Annotated in this window: 26 protein-coding genes; 20 read left to right on the plus strand and 6 right to left on the minus strand. The window is 44.0% G+C overall.

The window, feature by feature from the left end; all coding sequences use genetic code 11:
* The first annotated feature begins 43 nt into the window (after positions 1-43).
* The 3 genes from GPK81_RS10905 to GPK81_RS10915 all read left to right on the plus strand — a co-directional run bounded on the left by GPK81_RS10905 (position 44) and on the right by GPK81_RS10915 (position 4,043).
* Entirely contained in the window at positions 44-838 is a 795-nt protein-coding gene (locus tag GPK81_RS10905; protein WP_021976201.1) for a hypothetical protein, read from the plus strand.
* A 1-nt stretch (position 839) separates the two neighbouring features.
* Positions 840-2,486, plus strand: a complete 1,647-nt coding sequence (locus GPK81_RS10910; RefSeq protein ID WP_215707036.1) for a glycoside hydrolase family 43 protein — start codon at positions 840-842, stop codon at positions 2,484-2,486.
* A 150-nt stretch (positions 2,487-2,636) separates the two neighbouring features.
* Positions 2,637-4,043 carry an MATE family efflux transporter gene (locus tag GPK81_RS10915; protein ID WP_021976199.1) on the plus strand — a complete coding sequence of 469 codons (1,407 nt, stop codon included), beginning with the start codon at positions 2,637-2,639 and terminating at the stop codon, positions 4,041-4,043.
* Here GPK81_RS10915 and GPK81_RS10920 read toward each other — a convergent pair.
* The 3 genes from GPK81_RS10920 to GPK81_RS10930 form a co-directional block, all read right to left on the minus strand.
* Entirely contained in the window at positions 4,025-5,167 is a 1,143-nt protein-coding gene (locus tag GPK81_RS10920; RefSeq protein ID WP_118071940.1) for an RluA family pseudouridine synthase, read from the minus strand. The genes GPK81_RS10915 and GPK81_RS10920 overlap by 19 nt on opposite strands.
* A gap of 11 nt (positions 5,168-5,178) precedes the next feature.
* Complete coding sequence (locus GPK81_RS10925) at positions 5,179-5,799, minus strand: response regulator (RefSeq protein ID WP_021976197.1); 621 nt, start codon at positions 5,797-5,799, stop codon at positions 5,179-5,181.
* A gap of 132 nt (positions 5,800-5,931) precedes the next feature.
* Positions 5,932-7,113: a sensor histidine kinase gene (locus GPK81_RS10930; RefSeq protein ID WP_215707037.1), complete on the minus strand. Its 1,182-nt coding sequence runs from the start codon at positions 7,111-7,113 to the stop codon at positions 5,932-5,934.
* Positions 7,114-7,373: 260 nt separating this feature from the next.
* On the opposite strand from GPK81_RS10930, the gene GPK81_RS10935 reads away from it, so the two are divergent.
* Genes GPK81_RS10935 through GPK81_RS10945 form a run of 3 tightly spaced genes read left to right on the plus strand, consistent with a single transcriptional unit; the run spans position 7,374 to position 10,573 of the window.
* On the plus strand, positions 7,374-8,303 hold the full coding sequence (locus GPK81_RS10935; protein WP_118064678.1) for an ABC transporter ATP-binding protein: 930 nt from the start codon (positions 7,374-7,376) through the stop codon (positions 8,301-8,303).
* A gap of 13 nt (positions 8,304-8,316) precedes the next feature.
* Complete coding sequence (locus GPK81_RS10940; protein WP_215707038.1) at positions 8,317-9,441, plus strand: ABC transporter permease; 1,125 nt, start codon at positions 8,317-8,319, stop codon at positions 9,439-9,441.
* Positions 9,428-10,573 (plus strand): ABC transporter permease, encoded by a 1,146-nt coding sequence (locus tag GPK81_RS10945; protein ID WP_215707039.1) that lies wholly within the window; start codon positions 9,428-9,430, stop codon positions 10,571-10,573. Before GPK81_RS10940 ends, GPK81_RS10945 begins: the two co-directional genes overlap by 14 nt.
* A gap of 20 nt (positions 10,574-10,593) precedes the next feature.
* On the opposite strand, the gene GPK81_RS10950 is transcribed toward GPK81_RS10945, so the two are convergent.
* Positions 10,594-11,580: a Gfo/Idh/MocA family protein gene (locus GPK81_RS10950; RefSeq protein WP_178087540.1), complete on the minus strand. Its 987-nt coding sequence runs from the start codon at positions 11,578-11,580 to the stop codon at positions 10,594-10,596.
* A gap of 293 nt (positions 11,581-11,873) precedes the next feature.
* Here GPK81_RS10950 and citD point away from each other — a divergent pair, with 293 nt between their 5' ends.
* The 3 genes from citD to GPK81_RS10965 all read left to right on the plus strand — a co-directional run bounded on the left by citD (position 11,874) and on the right by GPK81_RS10965 (position 14,107).
* Positions 11,874-12,173 carry a citrate lyase acyl carrier protein gene (citD, locus tag GPK81_RS10955; protein WP_021976191.1) on the plus strand — a complete coding sequence of 100 codons (300 nt, stop codon included), beginning with the start codon at positions 11,874-11,876 and terminating at the stop codon, positions 12,171-12,173.
* A complete protein-coding gene (locus GPK81_RS10960; protein WP_252196642.1) occupies positions 12,170-13,093 on the plus strand; it encodes an aldolase/citrate lyase family protein in 924 nt (307 codons plus the stop codon). The genes citD and GPK81_RS10960 overlap by 4 nt, the downstream gene beginning before the upstream one ends.
* 108 nt (positions 13,094-13,201) lie before the next feature.
* Positions 13,202-14,107: a DegV family protein gene (locus GPK81_RS10965; RefSeq protein WP_021976141.1), complete on the plus strand. Its 906-nt coding sequence runs from the start codon at positions 13,202-13,204 to the stop codon at positions 14,105-14,107.
* A 29-nt stretch (positions 14,108-14,136) separates the two neighbouring features.
* Here the strand turns inward: GPK81_RS10965 and GPK81_RS10970 are convergent, their stop codons facing one another.
* Positions 14,137-15,516, minus strand: coding sequence for an MATE family efflux transporter (locus GPK81_RS10970; RefSeq protein ID WP_118071657.1), 1,380 nt, complete (start codon positions 15,514-15,516; stop codon positions 14,137-14,139).
* 151 nt (positions 15,517-15,667) lie between these two features.
* Here GPK81_RS10970 and GPK81_RS10975 point away from each other — a divergent pair, with 151 nt between their 5' ends.
* From GPK81_RS10975 to GPK81_RS11010, 8 genes are all read left to right on the plus strand, one after another.
* A complete protein-coding gene (locus GPK81_RS10975) occupies positions 15,668-16,531 on the plus strand; it encodes a LysR family transcriptional regulator (RefSeq protein WP_118071658.1) in 864 nt (287 codons plus the stop codon).
* Between the two features lie 17 nt (positions 16,532-16,548).
* Positions 16,549-17,694, plus strand: coding sequence for an aldo/keto reductase (locus GPK81_RS10980; protein WP_021976138.1), 1,146 nt, complete (start codon positions 16,549-16,551; stop codon positions 17,692-17,694).
* 24 nt (positions 17,695-17,718) lie between these two features.
* On the plus strand, positions 17,719-17,952 hold the full coding sequence (locus GPK81_RS10985) for a DUF3791 domain-containing protein (protein ID WP_021976137.1): 234 nt from the start codon (positions 17,719-17,721) through the stop codon (positions 17,950-17,952).
* Positions 17,952-18,422, plus strand: coding sequence for a DUF3990 domain-containing protein (locus GPK81_RS10990; protein WP_215707040.1), 471 nt, complete (start codon positions 17,952-17,954; stop codon positions 18,420-18,422). Before GPK81_RS10985 ends, GPK81_RS10990 begins: the two co-directional genes overlap by 1 nt.
* Positions 18,419-18,646 (plus strand): DUF3791 domain-containing protein, encoded by a 228-nt coding sequence (locus tag GPK81_RS10995; RefSeq protein ID WP_021976135.1) that lies wholly within the window; start codon positions 18,419-18,421, stop codon positions 18,644-18,646. The genes GPK81_RS10990 and GPK81_RS10995 overlap by 4 nt, the downstream gene beginning before the upstream one ends.
* A gap of 19 nt (positions 18,647-18,665) precedes the next feature.
* A complete protein-coding gene (locus GPK81_RS11000; protein WP_173762761.1) occupies positions 18,666-19,094 on the plus strand; it encodes a hypothetical protein in 429 nt (142 codons plus the stop codon).
* 75 nt (positions 19,095-19,169) lie between these two features.
* Complete coding sequence (locus GPK81_RS11005) at positions 19,170-19,646, plus strand: pyridoxamine 5'-phosphate oxidase family protein (protein ID WP_118063134.1); 477 nt, start codon at positions 19,170-19,172, stop codon at positions 19,644-19,646.
* Between the two features lie 24 nt (positions 19,647-19,670).
* Positions 19,671-20,654: a D-2-hydroxyacid dehydrogenase gene (locus tag GPK81_RS11010; protein WP_215707041.1), complete on the plus strand. Its 984-nt coding sequence runs from the start codon at positions 19,671-19,673 to the stop codon at positions 20,652-20,654.
* Positions 20,655-20,698: 44 nt separating this feature from the next.
* On the opposite strand, the gene GPK81_RS11015 is transcribed toward GPK81_RS11010, so the two are convergent.
* Complete coding sequence (locus tag GPK81_RS11015) at positions 20,699-21,607, minus strand: AraC family transcriptional regulator (RefSeq protein WP_215707042.1); 909 nt, start codon at positions 21,605-21,607, stop codon at positions 20,699-20,701.
* A gap of 140 nt (positions 21,608-21,747) precedes the next feature.
* Between GPK81_RS11015 and GPK81_RS11020 the strand changes: the two genes are divergently transcribed.
* From GPK81_RS11020 to GPK81_RS11030, 3 genes are all read left to right on the plus strand, one after another.
* A complete protein-coding gene (locus GPK81_RS11020) occupies positions 21,748-22,932 on the plus strand; it encodes an MFS transporter (RefSeq protein WP_021976130.1) in 1,185 nt (394 codons plus the stop codon).
* A 101-nt stretch (positions 22,933-23,033) separates the two neighbouring features.
* A complete protein-coding gene (locus tag GPK81_RS11025) occupies positions 23,034-23,474 on the plus strand; it encodes a MarR family winged helix-turn-helix transcriptional regulator (RefSeq protein WP_215707043.1) in 441 nt (146 codons plus the stop codon).
* A gap of 15 nt (positions 23,475-23,489) precedes the next feature.
* Entirely contained in the window at positions 23,490-23,828 is a 339-nt protein-coding gene (locus GPK81_RS11030) for an MATE family efflux transporter (protein ID WP_252196643.1), read from the plus strand.
* The last annotated feature ends 56 nt before the right edge of the window (positions 23,829-23,884 follow it).

Genomic DNA, 23,884 nt, shown 5'->3' on the forward strand with positions numbered 1-23,884 from the left:
ACCCTTAAGCCAGAACGGTTTTGACAACGGAGGCATCAGTGGTGTGTGCAAATGGGCACAGAATCCTGATGAAGTAGAGTTTGCATTAAGCGTTCTGGAACGTCTTGCAAAGAGATATGGAAACAGAAAAGGCCTGTTTGGAATCCAGCCGTTAAATGAGCCCATCACAGAAAATATGTGGGAAACCATGGATATCCAGAACCGTTATGCTCCGGCAGATCAGGAGATGGCAAAAGGCTCCGCACCGATCACAATGAAATTCCTGAGACAGTTTTATCTGGATGCCTACGACCGTATCAGTGCCTATATGCCAAAAGATAAGTACGTTGTGATCCACGATGGCTTTGAACTGATGGAATGGAAAGATTTCATGCAGGAAGAGAAATATTCCAATGTGATCCTGGATACCCATCAGTATCTCATGGTTGCGGAGGCCAGAGGATGCAGCCAGACTATTGAAGGCTATCTGAAATATATCAGAGAAGAACTGGAACCACAGATCACAGAGATGGAAAAATATTTCCCGGTGATCTGCGGCGAGTGGTGTCTGTTTAACTCCCTTGCCTGCGGCTGTGACACAAAAGGCGGCCAGAGCGTGCTCAACGGAGTGGAAGGGAGCCGGCAGGAAAGCTTTTCACTGGAGAAGAAAAAAGAAATCTATGAAGCCCTTGCAAAGGCACAGCTGGAACTCTGGGAGAAAGGCAGCGGTTATTATTACTGGAGCTACAAGCTTCTGACTGATACGGTAAATACTCCCGGATGGATCGGATGGGACAGCTGGGATCTGGGAAGATGTTATGACTTTGGCTGGTTTCCGGCTGATAAAGGAGGATGTTAAAATGATCGTAAATCCAATACTTCCGGGTTTTAATCCGGACCCTTGTATCTGCAGAAAAGGCGACGATTACTATATGGCAGTTTCCACATTTGAGTGGTTTCCGGGAATCCCGGTCTACCATTCCAGAGACCTGAAAAACTGGGAGCTGTACACACACGTAATTACAGACGATGAAAAAGTAGATCTCAAGAAACTTCCAAGTGCAAAAGGAATCTGGGCGCCCTGCCTGACCTACTGCGAGGAAGAGGATATGTTCTACGTTGTCTATGGAGTGATGAATTCCATGAACGCCAGATATTTTGATGTGGATAATTTCCTGATCTGTGCAAAAGATATCCGCGGACCGTGGAGCGAGCCGGTTTACCTTCATTCCTCCGGTTTTGATGCGTCACTTTTCCATGACACCAACGGCAAAAAATACGTGGTATCCCTGGAGTGGGAAACAAGGGAAGGCTACGAGAAGCCAGGGGCTATCTGTATGGTAGAATATTCTCCTGAGAAAAAAGAGATCATCGGTTATCCGAAGCGGATCTGGAGAGGCGGTACAGACAGAGGCTGCATCGAGGCACCGCATCTCACAAAACGAGGCGAGTATTACTATATCATGTGTGCAGAGGGTGGCACCGGATATAATCACTGCGTTACCATGGGACGTTCCAAAAATGTCTGGGGCCCATATGAAAAAGATCCGAAGAATCCCATCGTTACCAGTGTTCCGGGAGAATCCTACGAGCGCCAGGATCCAGACCATCTGAAACTAAAGTACTATAATCCGGACTCTGTACTTCAGAAATCCGGTCATGGAAGCTATGTGGAACTTCCCACAGGAGAAGTTTATCTGGTCCATCTCTGCTCCAGACCTTTTGTACCGGAACTTCGCTGTACACTTGGAAGAGAGACGGCCATTCAGAAAATGATGTGGACCGAAGACAACTGGCTCCGCATGGCGGATGGAAGCAATCTGGCGAAGATCGAAGTGCCGGAAACCTCCCTTCCGGAATACCCGGTGGAAAAAACTCCGGATTTTGACGATTTTGATGGAGATGAGCTTGGGAACTTCTATTATTCTCCAAGGATCATGCCCCAGCGTTTTGCAGATGTGAAAGCAAGAAAAGGTTATGTACGCCTTCGTGGACAGGAATCCAGAACCTCTCTCAACAAAGTAAGTATCCTGGCCAGAAAGCTTACAAGCGTATACGCACGGATCACCACAAAGATGGAATTCACACCGGAAGTACACCAGCACAGTGCAGGTCTGATCCTGTATTACGACAACATGAATTACATCAATCTCCGGAAATATTACAGTGAAACCTTGGGACAGAGCGCCCTGTCTATCATCCATCTGGAAAACGGAGAAAAAACAGAGTTCCTGAACACCAGAATCCCGGTAGAAGATAAACCGATCTATCTGAGACTCTATATTGAGGGAAGAAAATCCTGGTTTGAGTGGAGCTATGACGGAGAAAATTACGAAAAGATCGGACGCATTTTTGATACCACAAGATTTTCTGACGAGTACTGTAAATACGGAGAGTTCACAGGAACTATGGTAGGAATCACCTGTGCAGACCGCGTTCTCCACAAAAAATGTGCAGACTTCGACTTCTTCGAATACATTGCAGATGAGAACCGGATGGTAGAGTAAAAAGATATTAAAAAAGCTATTGAAAAAAGAAAATGTTTGTAGTAATGTAGTAGCTACAACGCTTACGAAAAGGAAGACTGTTTCGGGTGGGCAGTCTTCTTTTTCTGTGTATTTTTGGATGAAGGAAAATAAAAAAAGGGGGATGAATTTATGGAGAAGGTGAAAGCGAAATCTTCTTTTTTCCGGAAGTTCGTAGGGGATAAGAAGTTTTATCTGATGGTTCTGTCCATTGCGGTGCCGATCATGATCCAGAATGGTATCACGAATTTTGTCAGTCTTTTGGATAATATTATGATCGGGCGGATCGGTACAGAGCAGATGTCCGGTGCGGCGATCGTCAATCAGCTGATCTTTGTGTATAATCTCTGCATTTTCGGCGGGGTATCCGGTGCAGGGATTTTTACAGCCCAGTATTTCGGACAGAAGGATCACGAGGGTGTCCGTCAGACACTTCGTTATAAACTCTGGATGGCAGTGATCCTGACAGCACTTACTATTGTACTGTTTCTTACAGCGGGAGATTCTCTGATCAGCATGTATCTCAGGGGAGAGGGAACCGCACGGGAAATCCGGGATACACTTGTCTATGGAAAGCAGTATTTATGGATCATGCTCCTGGGACTTCCAGCATTTATGATGGTGCAGGTCTATGCAAGTACCTTACGTGAATGCGGTGAGACTGTACTTCCCATGAAAGCCGGGATTGTGGCAGTGCTGATCAATCTCACATTTAATTATTTTCTGATCTATGGTAAATTCGGATTCCCGGAACTGGGAGTGAGAGGTGCTGCTGTTGCGACGGTACTTTCCAGATATGTGGAAGCGTGCATTGTCCTGACATGGACACATAAGCATACGGAGAAGAATATTTTTGCTAAGGGCCTGTATTCCACATTGAAGGTTCCTGCAAATCTCACAAAGAAGATCCTGATCAAGGGAACACCACTGCTTCTCAATGAAACTTTATGGGCAGCAGGAGTAGCCATGCTGACACAGTGTTATTCGGTCCGTGGTCTGAATGTGGTAGCAGGATTAAATATTTCCAATACTATCAACAATGTATTTAACATTGTATTTATTGCACTGGGAGATTCTGTAGCCATTGTTGTAGGACAGCTTCTTGGTGCCGGCAAGATGAAGGAAGCCAGGGATACAGACAACAAGATGATTGCATTTTCCGTATTCTGCTGTACCTGTGTGGCTGCTGTGATGTTTGTGATGGCACCACTGTTTCCGAAACTTTACAACACCAATGCCGAGGCCCGTACTCTGGCGAAATATCTTATTATGATCACAGCATTTTTTATGCCCCAGAATGCATTCCTGCATGCAACGTATTTTACTTTGCGCTCCGGTGGAAAGACTATCATCACATTCCTGTTTGACAGTGTGTTTATCTGGGTGGTCAGTGTGACGATCGCATTTACCTTAAGCCGTTTTACAGGACTTCCTGTACTTGGGATTTACGCAATGGTCCAGGCTGCGGATATGCTGAAATGTGTCATTGGGTTTATCCTCGTAAAAAAAGGCGTATGGCTTCAGAACATCGTCTCATAGAATTTTTTGAAATCTTCCGGGAGGGGTGCTTCCAGGGAGATTTCTTTTTTGGCATTTTCAGTGCAGGGAATGGAAGAAAGGATGCCTGAAGTCGTTTCACCAGCTGGAAAAGGTGGATGAAATTTAAGTTTCCATGCGTGGAGGGCAGCCCTGGAAAAAAGATTCGTTGTGTCCGATAAATGGTACAGGGAATCACCCAGAAGCGGATGCCCCAGAGATGCCATGTGGACACGGATCTGATGAGTGCGGCCGGTTTTCAGGCGGAGCATTACAAGGGATGCAGAGATCCTGGAACCGGGGGCAGTGGATTTCAGGACGGAATATAAAGTTACCGCCGGTTTGCTCCCTGGGAGGGAACTGCCCGGAGAGATGACCATTTTCAGACGGTTATCCGGATCTGGGGCAAGGGGAGTTGTGATCGCATGAAAGGTTCCGTCTGTATCTTCCAGCATGGAACCGGAAACCGCGGCCAGATAGGTTTTCTCTGAAATTCCATTTTCCCGTTGTTTTTGTAATCTGGCGGCAGCAGTCTGATTTCGGGCAAAAAGCAGGATGCCGGAAGTTTCTTTATCTAGCCGTCCGATAGACCGGACTTTGGTAGGCTCATCTTTGGAACGGAAATAGGCGGCAACCTGGTTGGAGAGGCTGTCGCTGTAGTGGGAACCGGAGGGGTGGGTGACCAGTCCGGCGGGTTTGTTTACTGCGAGAATGTCCTGGTCTTCGTACAGGATCTCCAGCTCAGGAAGAAGCTGTGACGTTGTAGACGGTGAATGGTAAATATGAGAATTGGCATCAGAACCTGCAAATTCCGAAGCTGTGGAATCAGAATATGAACCTGAGTCTGTGGAAAGTGGGAAAGAGTGACTGTCTGAACTGATAGTAAAAGATGACGACTCCAGATGCAGAGAGTCAACATCATCCGTTTCCAGGCATACCGTAATCTGATCTCCTGGATAAGCAGTTTCTGTTACACGGCACTGCTGTCCGTTTTTTTGGACACCACTGGGACGGAACTTCGCCTGGCTGATCTGCTTTTTTGTAAGACCGGCCTGGGTGCGAAGAAAGTGGGAGACAGGTGCCGGGGCAGCTGTTTCCGGGATATGGATAGTAAGATAGCGGTTCATTATAGTTCTCCTTATCTGTGCTGATAATAAAACACAGCAACCTGTGTCCGGTCCCTCAGCTGCAGTTTATCCAGAATGGAACTGAGATAATTCCGTACAGTTCCCTCACTGAGAAAAAGCTCCGCGGCAATCTCCTTATTGCTGTATCCGTTGGCAATCAGCCGGATGATATCCAGTTCCCGTTCATTGATATTTCTGGAAGCATAATCAAATCCGTCGGAGGACTGCAGAAGCTCCGGGATCTTGGACATGATCTCTGTACCGAATACGGTCTGACCGGAATAAACCGCCTGTAGCGCCGGAAGAATGCTGGCGTAATCCTGCTTCAGGAGATAGCCCTTTGTGCCGAGGCGGAGAGCTTTTATAATATATTCATCATCAGAAAATGTAGTCAGAAGAAGAATTTTTGCCTCAGGAAATTCACCCAGGATCTTTCTGGAAGCTTCCAGTCCGTCCATTCCTTTCATACGGATATCCATCAGAAGGATATCCGGAAGATATTCTTTATACAGGGAGCAGGCCTCTTCACCATCAGAGCCGGTGGCAGCCACCTGGATATCCGGATTTGCCTCAAGAATGGTTTTTAATGCACCTGAAACCAGGCAGTCGTCGTCTACGATTATAATTTTCATATTAAAATCTCCTGTTTATGAGTTATAAAAATCAAATTACAGATCAGGAAAAACAGACTGATCCAATACGCCAGAAAAGTACTTTGACCAAATCAGGAAAGTTCCTGGCAAGGTGAGAAATATCTTCCAGATTCAATTGGAAACAGATTTCGGAATCGTTACAAAGATCCGAAAACCCTTCTCCTGTGTAATCTGGACTGTACCACCCAGCGCCTTCACACGGTCCCGGATATTGGACAGCCCCATGCCGCCGGAAACATTTTCCATCTTATTGCTGTCCGTCTCAGCGTGAATATCCGGAATTTCATGCCCCAGCGTACCATTATCCTCGATACAAAGCTGATAAAGGGCAGGATGCTCCCGGAGAAGAATATTGACGGAATCCGCATTACTGTGCCGCATCACATTGGAAAGCCCTTCTTTTGTAATACTGATCAGACTGTATTTCACCTCTCTTGGAACCTGCCTGGACATATCATAGGTGAGGGTTACCGGGCAGAAGCTGAAATCTTTTACAAGTCCCTTTATGGCATCTTCCAGATTCACCGCATCATCGTGAAGATCATGGACACTGGAACGGATGCTGTTCATGGCGCCGTTCAGAGATTCTTCCAGATTTCCAAGAAGAGGATCAAGGGATTCATCTTTGTTGATGGTTTTGCAGGCAGCAGTCATAAGAATGGAGCGGGAGAGCACATGGCCTACATTGTCATGGATTTCCCGTGCGATCCGGTTTCGCTCCCTGAGAGTTGCAGCATAGATCTCATAATCCTGTTTTTCCAGAAGCGCCTTGTTTTTTTCGGAAAGAAGAAGTGCGTGTTCTTCGCTGTCATCACGGCTCTGACGGAAATTCCGGGCAAGGAGTTCATATTGCCTGGTATGAGACCAGAGAAAAAACGCCAGGATAAAACCAAAGCTTCCGGCGAGACAGAGAATTTCCGGAAACTTGTGGAACTGAAAAGCAAGGAGTCCCCAGAATGGAAGTTCCACCACTGCCAGAAGAAAAAGTCTGGCAGATAATGTCTGATACAGAAGCAGTGGGAAAAACAGAAGAAGATCCGTAATCCACAGGGAACAGAACCCAAAAACCACATAACTTCCGGCAAGAACCGGAAGGATATTTCCGGAGGTTTTCAGCACTGGTAGAGAATTGTAGGGCCAGGATTCTGTTTCAGATGTCCTGCACAGATAAGTAACGCAGCCAAGGATCACTGTAAAAAGGAGGGAGAATACAAGGGACTGATCTGCAGGTACATAAAAAAATGCCAGCATACTGTATAAGAGTAATATGGCGGAATCTGTAAAATAACGCATAAAAAAAATAAACCCTCCTTTCCCGGAATTACAGCAATGTATTTTCATTATAGTATACCAGCTCCTTACCTGCAAAGAAAAATCTGTTTTCTTACAAAAGACATGACATTTGTCATCCGCAGTTAATGACATCCCACACTTGGAGCAGACAGAAGAAAAAGTTATAATGGCATCATAAAAGAAATATAAATTTCTGAGATAAAACAGAAAAGTCCCGTTTAATGGACTGTGAAAAAGGAGGAAAAAATATGCCACAGGGTATGGTTCACATAGAAAATCTGGTAAAACGGTATGGTGATCTTACCGCACTGAATCATCTGGATCTGGATATCCGGGAAGGTGAGATCTTTGGATTGCTTGGCCCCAACGGTTCCGGAAAAACAACGGCCATCAGCTGTCTGTTGTCCCTGCTGAAATACGACAGAGGTCAGGTGGAAATTTTCGGGGAAGAGATGAAACCGGACAGCTATAAGATTAAAGAACAGATCGGCATCGTGCTTCAGAATGTAGCCGTTTTTGAGGAACTGACAGTACAGGAAAATATTGATTATTTCTGCGGCCTTTACATAAGAGACAAGAAACGAAGAAAAGAGCTGGTGGAGGAAGCCATTGAATTTACAGGCCTGGAAGATTTCCGGAAAATGCATCCCAGGAAGCTTTCCGGAGGTCTTCTGCGCCGACTGAACATTGCCTGCGGGATCGCTCACAAACCAAGGCTGATCATCATGGATGAGCCAACGGTAGCCGTAGATCCTCAGAGCAGAAACAAGATCCTGGAAGGAATCCAGACACTGAACCGGCAGGGCTCCACCATTATCTACACTTCCCACTACATGGAAGAGGTAGAGCAGATCTGCACCAGGATCGCCATCATGGATCACGGAAGAGTGATCGCGCAGGGAACAAAAGAGGAACTGAAGCAGATGATCAAAACAGGAGAGACCATCACAGTGGAAGCCATTGCCCTGGAAGAAAAAAATCTCCAGGATATCCGCACACTGGATCATGTGTTTGATGTGCAGTACGAAAAACAGGTGCTGGTCGTGCGCTGTACCGATGCCAGGCATAACCTGATCCGTCTTCTTAATTATCTGCAGAGCCAGGATATTTCTTTTGGAAGAGTCTTTTCGGAGCTTCCTACACTGAACGATGTATTTCTGGAGATCACCGGAAAACAGCTGAGAGATTAGGAGGTGAGCTGAAATGCTGCATTTACTGAAATACAGTTTTCTTTCCAAGGTCCGGAATTTTAATATCATCTTCTGGCCGCTGGTTTTTCCACTTGTGCTTGGAACTTTTTTCTACTTTGCATTTGGAAATATCAATGAAGCAGATTTTCAGATCGTTCCGGTGGCAGTTGTGAAGAAAGATACTGCAGATACGTTTTTCCTGACCTATCTTGATCAGGTGGAAAAAAGCAGCCCGGATCTTTTAAAGGCAGAAGAAATGCCGGAAAAGGAAGCACTGGAAGCCCTGCAGGATAAAAAAATAAAAGGAATTTATTATGTGGGAAAAGATCCTTCCCTTACAGTAGCAGGGACCGGAATGGAAGAGAGTATTCTCCAGACAGTTCTTGACAGCTGTGGGAATACCAGAGCAACCATCACCAACATTATGAAAAAAAATCCCCAGATGGATATGAAAACCATGAAAACCCTGTTAAGCTCCCAGGATTTGGTAAAGGAAGTTTCCCTTGGGGGCCGTACCATTGACGGAAATGTGCAGTTCTTTTACGCACTGATCGCCATGGCCTGCCTGTACGGATGCTTTATCGGTTTTGGCTCTTCTATCGGGATCCAGGCCAACATCACACCTCTGGCAGCCAGACGTTGTGTGACACCGACCCATAAGCTGAAACTGATCCTTACAGACCAGCTGGCATCTTTTGCCTTGGGCTATATGGATGTGATCATTCTGATCCTGTATCTCCGTTATATTCTCAATCTGGATTTTCAGGGACAGATGGGAAAAATGCTGGTGGTATCTTTTTTCGGAAGTCTCATCGGCGTATCCATGGGAATGTTTATCGGTAGCTTTGGAAAAATGCAGGAAGGTGCCAAGATCGGGATCATGCTTGGAATCTCCATGGTAAGCAGTTTCCTTGCGGGACTGATGAACGGAAATATGAAGGATATCGTGGAAAAAAGTGCCCCGTTTGTAAACCGGATCAATCCGGCATCACTGATCGCCGATGCATTTTACTGTATCAATGTATATGATGATACAGCCAGATATTACAGAAGTCTGGCTACACTGGCAGTGATGTGTGTGGTGCTGGTGATGGCATCCTTTTTCATGGTCAGGAGGGAACGTTATGACAGTATTTAAAGGCTATATGAGAATTATGAAAAAAAATACAGGCCTGATCCTCCTGTATCTGTGCATCTTTTTCGGGGTGACAATGGCACTTCAGGCAGCAGCAGGTAAGGAAACGTATACCAGCTATGAAAGCGAAAAAATAAAGATCGGTGTGGTGGATAAAGATAACGGGCCACTGGCAGAAGGACTGGTAAAATGGTTTGAAAACACCCATCATGTGACTATGCTGGAAGACAATAGGGAGAAGCTTCAGAAAGAGCTTTTTTACAGAAATATAGAGTACATCGTGGTGATCCCTGAGGATTTTTATGAGAGCTGTATGGTAAACGGGGAAAGTATTTCCGTGACAAAGGTGCCTGGATCCTACTCAGCATATTATGTAGATCAGCAGCTTGAGAACTGCCTCAACACCATGCGGACATATCTGGAAGCCGGTTTTTCCAAGGAGGAAGCGGCAGCAGCGATCCTGGATGAAAAAAGAGGAGAAGTCACCATGCTGGATACAGACGGAAATGGCAGTACCCCTGGATGGCTCTATTATTTCCGCTATATGCCATATCTGTTTCTTGCTGTGCTCTGCTATGTCATGGGATATGTGCTGATGGCTTTCAAAAAAAATGATATTCCTGAAAGAATGCAGGCGTCGGCAGTCTCGGCAAGAAGACAAAGCCTGGAAGGACTTCTGGCCATGTTTGTCATGGGCGGGGGCTTATGGGGAATCGGTATGGCAGGTGCCATTCTTATGTATGGAAAAACATTTCCAGGTTCAGAGAACTTCGGATACTATGTACTGAACACCCTGGTGATGATGGCAGTGGCACTTTCTCTTTCCTACCTGATCGGGCTTTTTGTAAAAAACAGCAACATGTTAAGCGGGATTGCCAATATCCTGTCTCTTGGAATGTGTTTTCTGTGTGGTGTTTTTGTTCCCATGAATGTTATGGACAGAAATGTCCTGAAGGTGTCTCAGTTTCTTCCTGTATACTGGTATGAAACGGTAAATGAGACTCTTGGAAGCTACAGCCACCTCACAGGTGAGGCAGCTGCATCCGTTTGGAAAGGTATCGGGCTGGAAGCTATGTTTGCGATTGCTTTTGTCTGCATGATCCTGGTGGTGACCAGGTATCAGAGGCAGAAATAAACAGAAGTAACTGAAGAAGATCAGTCCCAGTTTTCATCCGGGTATTTCATATTCCATTCTTTACGAAGATAGGTCATGATATCCATAACGTCTTTTGTATAATTCAGATATAAGCCGGAGGTATCACGTGTAAGAACTGCATGTTCCATATCCTCCATCTCATAAAGCAGTGCATCGGAAGTGTCACCGCAGGAAATTTCAGTTTTTTCTCCTGTCTCTGCATCCACGATCACTGCTTTATCTGCACGTGGATATTCCATGATCTCGATATAACCTTTCTCACAGCTGATCATGGCACGTTTCGGCTGTTTGGAGTGCATGGAAAGTGCGACAGTCGCCATCTGACCGGAAGGATTTTTAAGAAGAATGGTTGCCTGCTCATCAGAACCGGTAGGAGAAGGCTTCCACTGGCTTAAGATCTCATCCGGTTTTTCATCCATAAAACTTCGGACAATGGAGAGTGCGTAAACACCGATATCCAGCATGGCACCGCCTGCCAGGTTCATATTGAAAAAGCGGTTGTTCATGTTATATTCTTTAAAACTTCCAAAATTCATGGTGATCATCTGGACTTTTCCCAGAGAGCCGCTTTTGACTGTTTCCCAGAGTTTTTTGTAAATGGGCATATGCCAGATGGTCATGGCCTCGGCAAGAATGAGATTTTTTTCCCTGGCCAGAGCGATCATTTCATCCAGCTCACGGCTGTTAAGGGCGATGGATTTCTCCACAAAAAGGTGCTTGCCGTGAAGCAGTGCTTTTTTCATAAAGGCATAATGGGTATTGTGAGGACTTGTAATGTAGATAATATCCACATTTTCGTCAGTAAACATTTCATCAATTTCTGAATAAACCTTCTGTACACCGTATTTTTCTGCAAAGGCAACGGCTTTCTCATAGGTACGGTTTCCAACTGCATACAGCGGTTTTCCCATTTTCTGAAGTGCCTGCGCCATCTGATTGGCGATCACACCGGTACCAAGAACTGCCCAGTTTAAACGTTCTTTCATGATCAAATCCTCCCTGTGAATGAAAAATATAAAAAGTATATAAATTTTCACTTTTAAAATATGAGGTTATTATACTAACCTTACGAAGAAAACGCAATGGGCAGATTTACCAACATTGCGAATATCTGTTTTATAAAAAGAAAAGCAGGAAAAATTCCGTACCTTAACAAATATTAAGAAAAATATTATTTCTCCTGTAAGGTTACGACCTTACGATAGCTTCAGATGAACAAAAGAACACAACATAAAGGTTCCGGCAGCAGTTATGTTACCGGATCAAAAGGAGGATAAACATGGATATCGTAAGGCCAGCCATTGCAGGAATTCTGGAATCCAGCGACTGCCAGGTAACTGTAGAAAAAGGAGAAGGAAATGTAGATTTTTCCATGGAAAGCTCCGTGATCAACCAGTATGGAAACCAGATCCGTAAAGTAGCACTGGAAACTCTGAAAAATCTTGGCGTCAGCGACGTAAAACTTACCATCGTAGACAAAGGTGCATTGGATTGTACGATCAAAGCACGTATTGAAGCAGCAGTTTACCGCTCTGTATTACAGACGGAACATTTACCATGGGGAGGGGATATCCGATGAACAATCCGAACAAAAAAAGACTGAGAAGAACAATGATGTTTCTGAATGCTCAGAAACCGGGACTTATCAAAGATTCATACATTTATAAACCAGATTCTATCATGCTGGACCTAGAAGACGCAGTAGCAGAGAACCAGAAAGACGCGGCACGTTTTTCCCTGTATCATGCACTGAAAACAATTAACTATCGTGGATGTGAACGGGTAGTCAGGATCAACGGCCTGGACAGCCCTTACTGGAAAGAAGATATCCGCTGCTCTGTTGCCGGTGGATGTGATTCCATCCGTATCCCGAAAACAGAAAGCGCACAGGATGTAAAGCTTGTGGAGCGTGAAATTGCCTATGCGGAAAAAGAGTTCGGCCGTCCTGAGGGAAGCGTCCTGATCATGGCAGCTGTGGAATCTGCCAGAGGTGTGATGAAGGCTCTTGATATCTGCGAGTCCAGTGAGAGACTTTTCGGCATTGCCCTTTCCGGCGGTGATTACACAAAAGATCTTCAGACACATATTACAGGAACAGGAATCGAGCTGATGGGTGCGAGACAGAATCTTGTGATTGCGGCAAGAGCAGCAGGAGTACAGTGTTTTGATACGGTTTATACAGACCTTGACAACATGGAAGGATTCCGTCAGGATGTGGAAACCATCCATCTTATGGGATTTGACGGAAAATCCATTATCAATCATCTCGTCATCATACATCCCGCAGGTATAATCCAGGTTTGCATCTCTTCGGATCCCCTCAGCAGCAAGCAGCTCATCGACCAGATGATTTCCGTATTTATCTGCCTGACGGATCTGGGTGATAATATAATCAGACATGGCAATCTCCTTAGAATTCAAAGATGTTTATATAGCAATCTTATAACAACCGGAAAAAGATGCAAAGAAAAAGTCGGATTCACAAATGGAATAAAGTGATAGAGAAAATGAGGAATCCCCGTAAGTGTTATAGTTTTACATGGACAGAAATTGTCAAAATGATTATAATAAAAGAATTAACATTATTATCGTGTGAAGAGGGTTTTTATGGAAAAATATTTTACTATTGTAAGTGACGGTTCCTGCGATCTGCCGGAAGAAATCGTGAAAGAAAAAGAAATCGGCGAGGTGCATTTCCTGGTTTCTTTTGACGGAAAAGAATATAAAAAAGAAGGTGTAGAAATCCGTCTGGAGGATTTTTACGGGAAAATGGTGGCGGAGTCCAATGTTTTTCCGCTGACAGCGGCACCGTCTCCAAATGATTATTATGAAGTTTTTAAAGAAAAGGCAAAAGAGGGAAAAGATATCCTTTGTATCTGTATTTCCACCAAGCTTAGTTCCTCCATGCAGTCCGCAGAGATCGCAGCAAAGATGCTTGCAGAGAAGTATCCGGACATTCAGGTGAAGATCATTGACTCTCTGGCCTGTACGTTGATGCAGGGGCTTTATGTGCTGGAAGCCTGCAGACTTCGTGACCTGGGTTATACTCTGAAAGACAGCATTGAAAGAATGAACCAGCTGACAGATACCCAGAGGATCTTTTTTACGGTAGGAAATCTGGAATATCTGGAGCACGGCGGACGCATTGGAAAGGTTGCCAGCATTGCAGGTAAGCTTCTCAATGTGAAACCGCTGATTACCTTAAAGGACGGTGAGATTTATTCACCGGGGCTGAAAAGGGGCAGAAAAAAATCTATGGCAGGAACCATTGACCTGCTTCTTGATTACATGGAAGAGAACGGGTATACTCCAGAGAACTGTTCCCTGGTCATTGGTTACTGCTATGGATATGAAGAAGCGGAGAGCTTCCAGAAAATGCTGATGCAGAGCCTGGAAGAAAAATTCGGAACAACAGAGACAGTTCCCATTCACCGGATCGGAGCTACCATCGGTGTGCATACAGGCCCGTATGCCATTGGGATTGGAATCATCCGGCGGAGTGATATGGTATAAGTTTAAGAAAGAACAGGGCCGGCAGACGATTAATGTCTGTCGGTCCTGTTTTGGTATCTGCGGGCCGGATGATAAACAAGCACTGCGATGAGAATAAGCAACGCTGTTGTGGACAGGCTGACAGGATAAACCATCATCAGGCTGGAAAAACTGCGGTGGTTCGGGAATACGGCATATACCCATGCAATCCTGGTTCCGCAGACACCGATGGTTGTAAGCAGTGCCGGGACAAAAGAAATCCCGAAACCCCGGAGATAGCCGGACATGATCTCATAGAGCAGACTGAAAATGTATGCGGAAAAGATAATGACCAGACGGGTATAACCGATGTCAATAACCTGGGGATCACTGTTAAACAGGGAGAGCAGGAATTTTCCGCTGGAGAGGATCAGGATGGCAGCTGCGGCAGTTGTTACCAGACCTTCGGCTACACATAACAGCAGAACTTTTTTGCATCGCCGGATCTGCTTTGCGCCATAATTCTGTCCCACGAATGTTGTGCAGGCCTGGCTGAATGAATTAAATACATAATATACCAGGATCTCAATATTGAAGGCTGCACTGGATGCTGCGATCACAAGAGTTCCAAGACTGTTGATAGCAGACTGGATCACCAGATTGGCGATATTAAATACGGCACTCTGGATTCCGGCAGGAAGTCCGATCCGCAGGATCTTCAGGAGACAGGCTCTGTCAATGGATAGTTTATGTAAGTCAAGATGTACCCATTTCTCTGTTTTTGTCAGTTTGATAAAAAGAATGGAGGAGCTGACAATATTGGCGATCACTGTGGCTGTGGCAACTCCGTTCACATTCATTCCAAGGACGATTACAAAAAAGAGATTCAAAAGCACATTCAATACACCGCCGCAGAACAGGGCCAGAAGAGGTGTCCTGGTATCGCCGGTACTGCGGAAAATAGCAGCCTCAAAATTAAAGAGAAAGATCACAGGCAATCCCAGAAGATAAATACGGATATACAAAAGTGCATATGGAAAAACATCTGCCGGAACATTAAGCAGATTTAAGAAATTTCCGATCAGCCATTCTCCAAGCAAAGTAGTCAGGATACCTGCCAGAAAAGCGGCCAGAACGGAAGTGTGCACAGCTTTCTGGACTTCATGCTCATCTTTTCTCCCGATAGCATTGGCAATGACAACATTGGTTCCCAGGGAGAGACCGATGAAAAGATTCAGGATCACGCCGATCACAGGGCTGTTGGCACCTACCGCAGCAATGGCAACAGTACGGTCTGTGCTGGCAAAATTTCCTACGATCGCAATATCCGATGCGTTAAACAGCTGTTCCAGAATTCCGGTTGCTGCTACAGGGAGAGCGTACAGAGGAATCTTATTCCAGATAGAACCGTTCAGGATATCCAGCTTTGCGGTCTGTTTTTTTGATTTCATAAAGAACACCTCATTGATTTTAGTAAAATGATAATGCAAACAGAAGCTTTTTTGCCTCATACCATATACAGTATATATCCTTGGAAAAATAATAGCAAATACCTATTAACTATGATATTATATAGCTAATAAGAATGATAGGAAGATGCTTATGGAAGTTCGTGAATTACGTTATTTTCTGGCAGTGGCAAGGGAAGAGAATATCACAAGGGCAGCAGAGAGCCTGCATATTGCACAGCCTTCTCTGTCAAAGCAACTGATGGAACTGGAGAAGAAACTTGGGAAAAAACTTCTGATCCGTGGAAAACGGAAGATCACTCTGACAGAGGAGGGGGTTCTTTTGCGCAAGCGGGCAGAAGAAATCCTGGAACTGGTGGAGAAGACCCAGCAGGAAATCAGCTCAGATACGGAAGATGTCATCGGAGATATTTATATGGGTGGAGGTACGCCGCCATCGGTTCTTGGGGCAGCTGCGAAGCTTCGGGAACGATATCCGGATGTGAAGTTTCATTTTTACAGTGGAGATGCCACAGACGTGTCGGAGCGATTGAACCATGGAACACTGGATTTTGCAGTTATGCTGCAGCCCATTGACAATATGAAATACGATTTTTTTTCCCTGAAAGAGATTTCACAATGGGGAATCCTTGCAAAGAAAGACGATCCATTTTCCAGCGGAAAAGTGATAACAAAAGAAGATATCAGGACAATGCCTCTCATCATGCATCAGAGAATTGGTCTTCAGAATGAGATTGCGCACTGGGCAGAAATGGATGTGGAGGACTTAAATATTGCGGCAACCTATAATGTGGTTCATGGAAGCCCCATTTCTTTTGTACAGCAGGGGTTAGGGTATTTTCTGACAACCAGAGAGATGCTGGCACCGGAACTGGATCCGGAAGTATGTTTTCTTCCGCTGGAACCCCAGCTTCCTACCAGACAGGCTCTGGTATGGAAAAAGCATGCGGTATTCAGTAAGGCAGCAGAGATATTTAAGAGTATAATTATAGAATAGATCAGGAGGAAAAAGTAATGAAAACAAGAAGATTAGGAAAAACAGAGCTTCAGGTCAGTGAGATCGGTTTTGGAGGAGAATGGCTGGAGCGCCATCCGGAGGAGGAAAGTATTGAGCTGATCCATTATGCATCTTCAAAAGGAATCAATATCCTGGACTGCTGGATGCCGGACCCGAAATCCAGAAATATCATTGGGGAGGGAATTAAGGAGAACCGTGACAAATGGTTTATCCAGGGACATATCGGATCAACCTGGAAGGATGAGCAATATTACCGTACCAGAGAGATGGAGTATGTGCGTCCTGCATTCGAAGATCTTTTAAAAAGACTCCAGACGGATTATATTGATCTTGGAATGATCCATTACGTAGATTCTGAGGAAGAATGGGATGATCTTCAGCAGTCTGAATATATGGATTACGTAATGGAACTGAAGAGAACAGGTGTGATCCGTCATATCGGTATGAGCTCCCATAATCCGAAAGTGGCGAAGAAAGCGGCAGAATCCGGCTATGTGGAGATGATCCTTTTCAGCATCAATCCTGCTTTTGACATGCTTCCTGCAAGTGAGAACATTGATACCATGTTTGCAGAAGAGTTTGACAGCAGTCTGAAGGGAATCGATGCAGACCGTGCCCGCCTGTACAAAGCATGCGAGGAAAATGATGTGGGAATCACAGTTATGAAGGGATTTGCAGGTGGAAGACTTTTTGATGAAAAACGTTCTCCTTTCGGTGTAAGCCTGACACCGGTACAGTGCATCCATTACGCACTTACAAGGCCGGCAGTCTGTTCCATCATGTGCGGCTACGATACAAAAGAGCAGGTCAATGATGCCGTAGCATATGAAACAGCAACGGAGGGAGAAAAAGATTACGCGTCTGTGATCGCCAATGCACCGTTCCATTCCTATAAAGGAGAGTGCACCTACTGCGGACACTGCAAGCCATGTGCGGCAGAACTGGACATTGCCATGATCAATAAATTCTACGATCTTGCCACCATGCAGCCGGAAGTCCCCGCAACCATAAGATCCCACTATGAACTTCTGGAGCACAAAGCCTCCGAATGCATCGGCTGCCAGGAATGCGAAACTCGCTGCCCGTTTGGAGTGCCGATCGCAGAGAGGATGGAGAAAACTGCGAAGTTGTTTGGGTGTTGATATCTGATACAGGAGGCCTTGGGAATGATGAAACAAAACATAGAAAAGTCAAGAGAACTGGAGTTTGCGATATTTTGTATTGAAAATATAGCAGCAAAACTGGGTGTAAGTGCAGAAAAGGTATATGATGCGCTGACAGAAAAAAGTGATATTTTGAATGATTACATCATTCCGGAATATGAGATACTTCATACCCAGGGGAAAGAATATATTGTGGATGATATTATTGAGGTTATGAAAGAGAGAGGTGTTTTGTAATGATAGTATATCATGGCTCATGGCTTGAAGTGAAAAATCCAGATTTAAAACATTCCCGGTCAGATGTTGATTTTGGTAAAGGATTTTATGTGACACCTCTCAGAGACCAGGCTGTGAAATGGTGTGGAAAATTCAAACGGCGCGGTAAACAAGGGATTGTTACAACCTTTAAGTTTGAAGAAAACGCACAGGAAAATCTGAAAATTTTGAAATTTGATTCTTATTCTGAAGAATGGCTGGATTTTATTATGAATTGCAGAAGAGAAAAGGATGATTCAGATTATGATATTGTTATGGGCGGAGTGGCCAATGATAAAGTGTTCAATACGGTTGAACTGTATTTTGATCAGTTGATTGACAAAAATGAGGCAATTAGCAGACTGAAGTATGAAAAGCCGAATATGCAAATCTGTTTTCGCACAGAGGAGTCTTTGGAGCATCTTCATTATGAGAGGAGTTTTGAAGTATGAATGCTAATCCGATTTTGTTACAAAAGAAATATGTACGGATAGTAGAATTATTTGCAGAAAAAATGGGGATTTCTGTTGAAACAGCATTGGGTATTTTTTATCATTCACAGCTGTATCAGTTGATAAGTGAGGGAATTTCAGATATGCATTGTATGAGTGATGGATATCTGGCGGAAGAGCTGGAAATAGAATATAACAAAAAACAGCCATGGAACATGGAATAAGTAACAAGGGGAAAAATTCATGCAGGTAGAACAATACGTAATGGCCTATGGCATTGAGCAGGACAGGATCAGGGCAATCATTCCGGAGGGATTTGTTTCTCTGCGTCCGGTTCTCAGAATCAATGCAGAGATCCAGGACAACAGTAATGGTTATCTGGAATTTAACACACCGGTAGAAAAAGACAATGCGGGATGTTATTTCCTGAAAGAAACACCGGAATTAAAAAAGCCGGAGACGATCACCGAGAATAAAGAATTCTGTGACTGCACATTTCAGTGGAAGTTTACTGAAAAGGATGCCCATGGTGTCAGCATCGGAAAAACCCTTCCAGCCTATCCACAAGAGCCGGAAACGACCTATCCCAGAGATACATTTACAGCAGAAAATGCAGCAAAAATTCCATGCAGACAGGTGCTGGGAACATATAAAGTTATTTTTGAAAGATAGTAAAGTAAAGATAACGAAAAAACAGTCATAGCAGACAGAAAATAGACTAATACAGGGCAAGAGGAGGACTAGCTTATGTTTCGAAAAATGAGAAGATCCAAACAGGAATTAACCAAAGAAGAATGTATCGAAATCCTGAAAAAAGAACCAAGAGGCGTGCTTTCCGTGCAGGGAGAGGATGGATATCCCTATGGAATGCCTATGACCCACTGGTATAACGAGAAAGATGGAAAAATCTATTTCCACGGAGCAAAATCTGGTCATAAGATTGATGCCATCAAAAATTGTGACAAAGTTTCATTCTGTGTTATGGACGAGGGATATCGAAAGGAAGGAGAATGGGCACTAAACATTCGAAGTGTGATTGTGTTTGGACGCCTCCGTATAGTGGAAGAACCGGAAAAGGTCGTGGAAATCTGCACAAATTTATGCAAAAAATTCACGGATGATAAAGCATACGTGGAACATGAACTGAAACATTCCGGTCCTGCAGTTCTCTGCCTGGAGCTGGAACCGGAGCATATGACCGGAAAACTGGTAAACGAATCCTGAAAATCGCCTGCGGAGAAGAACATCATGGAAAATACAGAGAAGAAAATAAAAATTCTGATAAAGCCACAGTGTGAACCGGAAATCCGAAACAGGTTTATAACAAAATTCGGAAAGAAATGTGAGTTTGTTTTTGAAGAAAATGAAACCAGGGACTCCATTACAACAGCAGAGGTTGTGATCGGAGAACCGGAAGAATCGGAACTTCGGAAAGCCGAAAATCTCCATTGGATCCAGCTGACCTGGGCTGGCGCAGACAAATATACAAAAATGAAAATATTCCCGGAAACTATTACATTGACCAATGCTTCCGGAGCTTTCGGAAAAATTATATCGGAATATGTGATCGGGAACATCATTGCCCTGTATCGAGGACTTCCTGTTTACTGGAAAAACAAGCAGGAATGTCTCTGGGTACAGAATAGATCATCAGACACCATATATGGAAAAAATGTTCTTATCCTGGGAACCGGTGACATCGGAAAAAACATCGCTCACAGAATGCAAGCATTTGAAACCCATGTGACTGGAATAAAAAGAACAGCAGTCTCAGAACATTCGCAGCAGCTGAAAGACTTTGATGAGGTATACGATCTGACAGCACTGGATGATAAACTGCCACAGGCGGACATTGTGATCGGCTGCCTTCCGGGAACTTTGGAAACAAAAGGACTTCTGAATTACGACCGTCTGCATTCCATGAAAAAAGATGCAGTTCTAATCAATGTAGGAAGAGGAAGCCTTATTCCAACAGAAGACCTGATCCGGGCATTACAGGAGGGCCACTTAAAAGGCGCAGTCCTGGATGTATTTGAGACAGAACCACTTCCGTTCGATTCTCCGCTGTGGGAAATGGACCAGGTTATTCTCACCCCACACATCGCAGGCCCAAGTTTCGGAGGAAACGCAGAAGTTCAGGATATGATCTGGAACATTTGCATGGAAAATCTGGAACGATATCTGAACGGAAAAGAATTAAGGAATATTGTCCGGTTAAATGAGGGATATTAACAAAGGCGATGAATATCGGTGCAAGGCTCGTACCCGGAAGTATCTCAGGAAAATTTGCCGGGAAAATTAACGGATGATTTCGCTTCAGTTCGATATTGAGAGGGAGATTTTCCTACAAGTTTTTTAAAAATCCTGCAAAAATAACTGACATTGTCATATCCGACTCTGACAGAAACGCTGGCTATTTTGTCAGAGCTTTCCCTTAATATTTTGCAGGCGATGCTGATACGATATTGAATAAGATACTCGACCGGGGATATTCCGATATTTTCCCGGAAATAGCGTAAAGCGGTGTTGGGACTGATATTCGCGGCAGCTGCAATATCTGTCAGTGATATTGGGGCGGCGTAGTGTGTCTGGATATACTCGAGCATTATTGGAATCATGCGTTCAGAGTGTGAAGGCAGAACACTTGATCTGGGAGTAAGCTGTTCCGGGGAAAGATGCTCTGTCATAATAAGCCAGATTTCACTTAAAAGGTTATGAATGAGAAGCTCCTGTCTTTCCGGTGAGGCCAGATTAAGAAACAATTGACCGCAGAGATCCAGAATATGTTTTTGCCATGTTTGCTGCTTGAAAATAACGCAGGGAAGCATGGCATTTTCTAATGGCAGAATATATTTTTTGTAAATAAGACTTTCACCTGGAGCAAGAAAAGTGGGGGAAAATACAATATTAGGCATGACGCCATAGTTTTCGGCTGTGAAATGATGCAGCATACCACTGTTGATAAAAATTCCTTCGCCGGAATGTAAGGTATAGGTTTTCTGCTCAACCTGGCAAGTAACAGTACCCTCTGAAACGCAGATGATCTCAAATTCCTTATGCCAGTGCCAATTGATATCGTTATTATAAAATTTTCGAGTATCATCTATATAAAATTTCAAAGGAAAATCAGGTCCGCCGTGTTTTTTTGTTTCCTGCAGATTGCTGTTTGTATGAATGTTCTGCATGAGATTACAGAATTCCTTTCTGTTATATATAGTGATATTGTACTATAAAATGAAAGAAAAGTGCAATTACAATTTCAAAACGTGGTGATATAATACAAAAGGCTGAAAAGGAATCAAAATAACATGGAGGAGGATTTCTGATGAAAGACAAATATCAGAAAACGGTATATGCCTGTTTTGTGGGTTACATCGTGCAGGCAATCGTAAATAACTTTGTGCCGCTGCTTTTTCTGACATTTGAAAAAAGCTACCATATTCCACTGAGCCAGATCACAATGCTGATCACATTCAATTTCGGGATCCAGCTGCTCATTGATCTTCTGTCTGCAAAATTTGTAGACCGGATCGGCTACCGGATTTCCATTGTTCTGGCTCATGTATTTTCAGCGGCAGGACTGATCTGCCTGGTGATCCTGCCGGATCTTTTGCCTAATGCATTTGCGGGATTATTTATTTCCGTAGTGATCTATGCAGTAGGCGGCGGATTGATCGAAGTGCTGATCAGCCCTATTGTGGAGAGCTGCCCAAGTGATAATAAAGAAAAGGCAATGAGCCTTCTGCATTCCTTTTACTGCTGGGGTCATGTGGCAGTGGTCCTGCTTTCCACGATCTTTTTCCGTATATTTGGAATTGAAAACTGGAAGATCATGGCACTGATCTGGGCGATTGTTCCTATTGTAAATGGTATTACATTTACAAAAGTTCCTATCGCAACTCTGATCGAAGAGGGCGAGACAGGAATGACAATAAGAGAATTATGCAGGAATAAGACATTCTGGATCCTGATGTTAATGATGCTGTGTGCCGGTGCAAGTGAACAGGGTGTCAGCCAGTGGGCTTCAACATTTGCGGAGCAGGGACTGGGAGTAACCAAGACCATCGGAGACCTTGCAGGTCCTATGGCATTTGCGATCCTGATGGGAAGTTCCAGAGCCTTTTATGGAAAATTCGGAGACAGGATGGATCTGGACAAATTTATGATCGGCAGCAGCATTCTCTGCATTATTTCCTATCTCTGCATTTCCCTTGCACCATCTGCATTTGTGTCACTGATCGGCTGTTCCATCTGCGGATTTTCCGTGGGAATCATGTGGCCGGGAAGCTTCAGCAAGGCATCCATGGCACTGCGAAGAGGAGGTACATCCCTGTTTGCGCTTCTTGCACTGGCCGGAGATGTAGGATGCTCCGGAGGTCCGACTTTAGTTGGATTTGTGTCCGGGATATTATCAGACAACCTGAAAAAAGGAATCCTGGCAGGGGTTATTTTCCCTGTATTTTTGCTGGTGGGAATTCTGCTTTTGGGAAAGAGCCGGAGTGCAGAGTGAAATAATTCTTAAATTTTATAAATTGCTATTGACAATAGTACGATTTCGAACTAATATCTAACGGTACGAAATCGTACTATTTTTTATGGAGGTAAATATCATTGACGAACCGGGAAAAAATTGACCGGATCTATGAATCAGCACAGAAAATAGATCAGGTATATGATGTATGGGCTACGAAACATAAATTAACTTTATATGAAATGATGATGTTTTATGAAATTTTTCAGAAGGAAAACAGGGAGATCACACAGAAAGAGTTAAGTATGAAACTGGGAGCACCTAAGACTTCTGTTAACAGCCTTATTAAGAAACAGTTAAATGCAGGATATATCTGGATGCAGGTTAATCCACAGAACAAAAGAGAAAAGATCATATCACTGACAGAAAGTGGAGAACGTTTTGCCAGAAATCTGGTTCAGCCGCTGTTTCAGTATGAGGAAGAAGTCATAGGAATGCTGGATGACAGAGATGTGGAAACTATTATTACAGTACAGAATAAATTTGCGGATATCTTACTGAGTAAGATGGAAGATATATAAGAGAGGAGATATTTTTTGGATACACAAGTTAAATTAGAACATGAAGTCAGTTTCCGCTGGCTGATCGTATTTGCATTGCCAACGATTTTATCCAGTATTTTTTCCAGCCTGTATTCTACGGTGGATGGGATTTTTATTGCAAGACTGGTGGATACAGATGCGTTATCTGCGATCAATATCACAATGCCAATGATCTTTCTTGCGTCGGCAATCGGAATGATGTTTGGCAGTGGTGGAAATGCACTGGTAGCAAAAAAATTAGGAGAAGGTAAGCAGAGAGAAGCACAGGAAGATTTTTCACTTTTGATGGCTGTGGCATTTATATTTAGGAAGATAAGCGGGAATCCTCGGTAATTCAATTGCCGAGATGAAAGCGTAAACTGTGCATATCTGCACATTATAAGTAAAAT

Origin of the sequence: Blautia sp. MCC283, from assembly GCF_018785565.1 — a bacterium.
Taxonomy (GTDB): Bacteria; Bacillota; Clostridia; order Lachnospirales; family Lachnospiraceae; genus Blautia_A.

Coding starts and splice junctions, on each gene's coding strand:
- GPK81_RS10910 (WP_215707036.1), top strand. CDS start 840: ATGATCGTAAATCCAATACTTCCGGGTTTTAATCCGGACCCTTGTATC.
- GPK81_RS10915 (WP_021976199.1), top strand. CDS start 2,637: ATGGAGAAGGTGAAAGCGAAATCTTCTTTTTTCCGGAAGTTCGTAGGG.
- GPK81_RS10920 (WP_118071940.1), bottom strand. CDS start 5,167: ATGAACCGCTATCTTACTATCCATATCCCGGAAACAGCTGCCCCGGCA.
- GPK81_RS10925 (WP_021976197.1), bottom strand. CDS start 5,799: ATGAAAATTATAATCGTAGACGACGACTGCCTGGTTTCAGGTGCATTA.
- GPK81_RS10930 (WP_215707037.1), bottom strand. CDS start 7,113: ATGCGTTATTTTACAGATTCCGCCATATTACTCTTATACAGTATGCTG.
- GPK81_RS10935 (WP_118064678.1), top strand. CDS start 7,374: ATGGTTCACATAGAAAATCTGGTAAAACGGTATGGTGATCTTACCGCA.
- GPK81_RS10940 (WP_215707038.1), top strand. CDS start 8,317: ATGCTGCATTTACTGAAATACAGTTTTCTTTCCAAGGTCCGGAATTTT.
- GPK81_RS10945 (WP_215707039.1), top strand. CDS start 9,428: ATGACAGTATTTAAAGGCTATATGAGAATTATGAAAAAAAATACAGGC.
- GPK81_RS10950 (WP_178087540.1), bottom strand. CDS start 11,580: ATGAAAGAACGTTTAAACTGGGCAGTTCTTGGTACCGGTGTGATCGCC.
- citD (WP_021976191.1), top strand. CDS start 11,874: ATGGATATCGTAAGGCCAGCCATTGCAGGAATTCTGGAATCCAGCGAC.
- GPK81_RS10960 (WP_252196642.1), top strand. CDS start 12,170: ATGAACAATCCGAACAAAAAAAGACTGAGAAGAACAATGATGTTTCTG.
- GPK81_RS10965 (WP_021976141.1), top strand. CDS start 13,202: ATGGAAAAATATTTTACTATTGTAAGTGACGGTTCCTGCGATCTGCCG.
- GPK81_RS10970 (WP_118071657.1), bottom strand. CDS start 15,516: ATGAAATCAAAAAAACAGACCGCAAAGCTGGATATCCTGAACGGTTCT.
- GPK81_RS10975 (WP_118071658.1), top strand. CDS start 15,668: ATGGAAGTTCGTGAATTACGTTATTTTCTGGCAGTGGCAAGGGAAGAG.
- GPK81_RS10980 (WP_021976138.1), top strand. CDS start 16,549: ATGAAAACAAGAAGATTAGGAAAAACAGAGCTTCAGGTCAGTGAGATC.
- GPK81_RS10985 (WP_021976137.1), top strand. CDS start 17,719: ATGATGAAACAAAACATAGAAAAGTCAAGAGAACTGGAGTTTGCGATA.
- GPK81_RS10990 (WP_215707040.1), top strand. CDS start 17,952: ATGATAGTATATCATGGCTCATGGCTTGAAGTGAAAAATCCAGATTTA.
- GPK81_RS10995 (WP_021976135.1), top strand. CDS start 18,419: ATGAATGCTAATCCGATTTTGTTACAAAAGAAATATGTACGGATAGTA.
- GPK81_RS11000 (WP_173762761.1), top strand. CDS start 18,666: ATGCAGGTAGAACAATACGTAATGGCCTATGGCATTGAGCAGGACAGG.
- GPK81_RS11005 (WP_118063134.1), top strand. CDS start 19,170: ATGTTTCGAAAAATGAGAAGATCCAAACAGGAATTAACCAAAGAAGAA.
- GPK81_RS11010 (WP_215707041.1), top strand. CDS start 19,671: ATGGAAAATACAGAGAAGAAAATAAAAATTCTGATAAAGCCACAGTGT.
- GPK81_RS11015 (WP_215707042.1), bottom strand. CDS start 21,607: ATGCAGAACATTCATACAAACAGCAATCTGCAGGAAACAAAAAAACAC.
- GPK81_RS11020 (WP_021976130.1), top strand. CDS start 21,748: ATGAAAGACAAATATCAGAAAACGGTATATGCCTGTTTTGTGGGTTAC.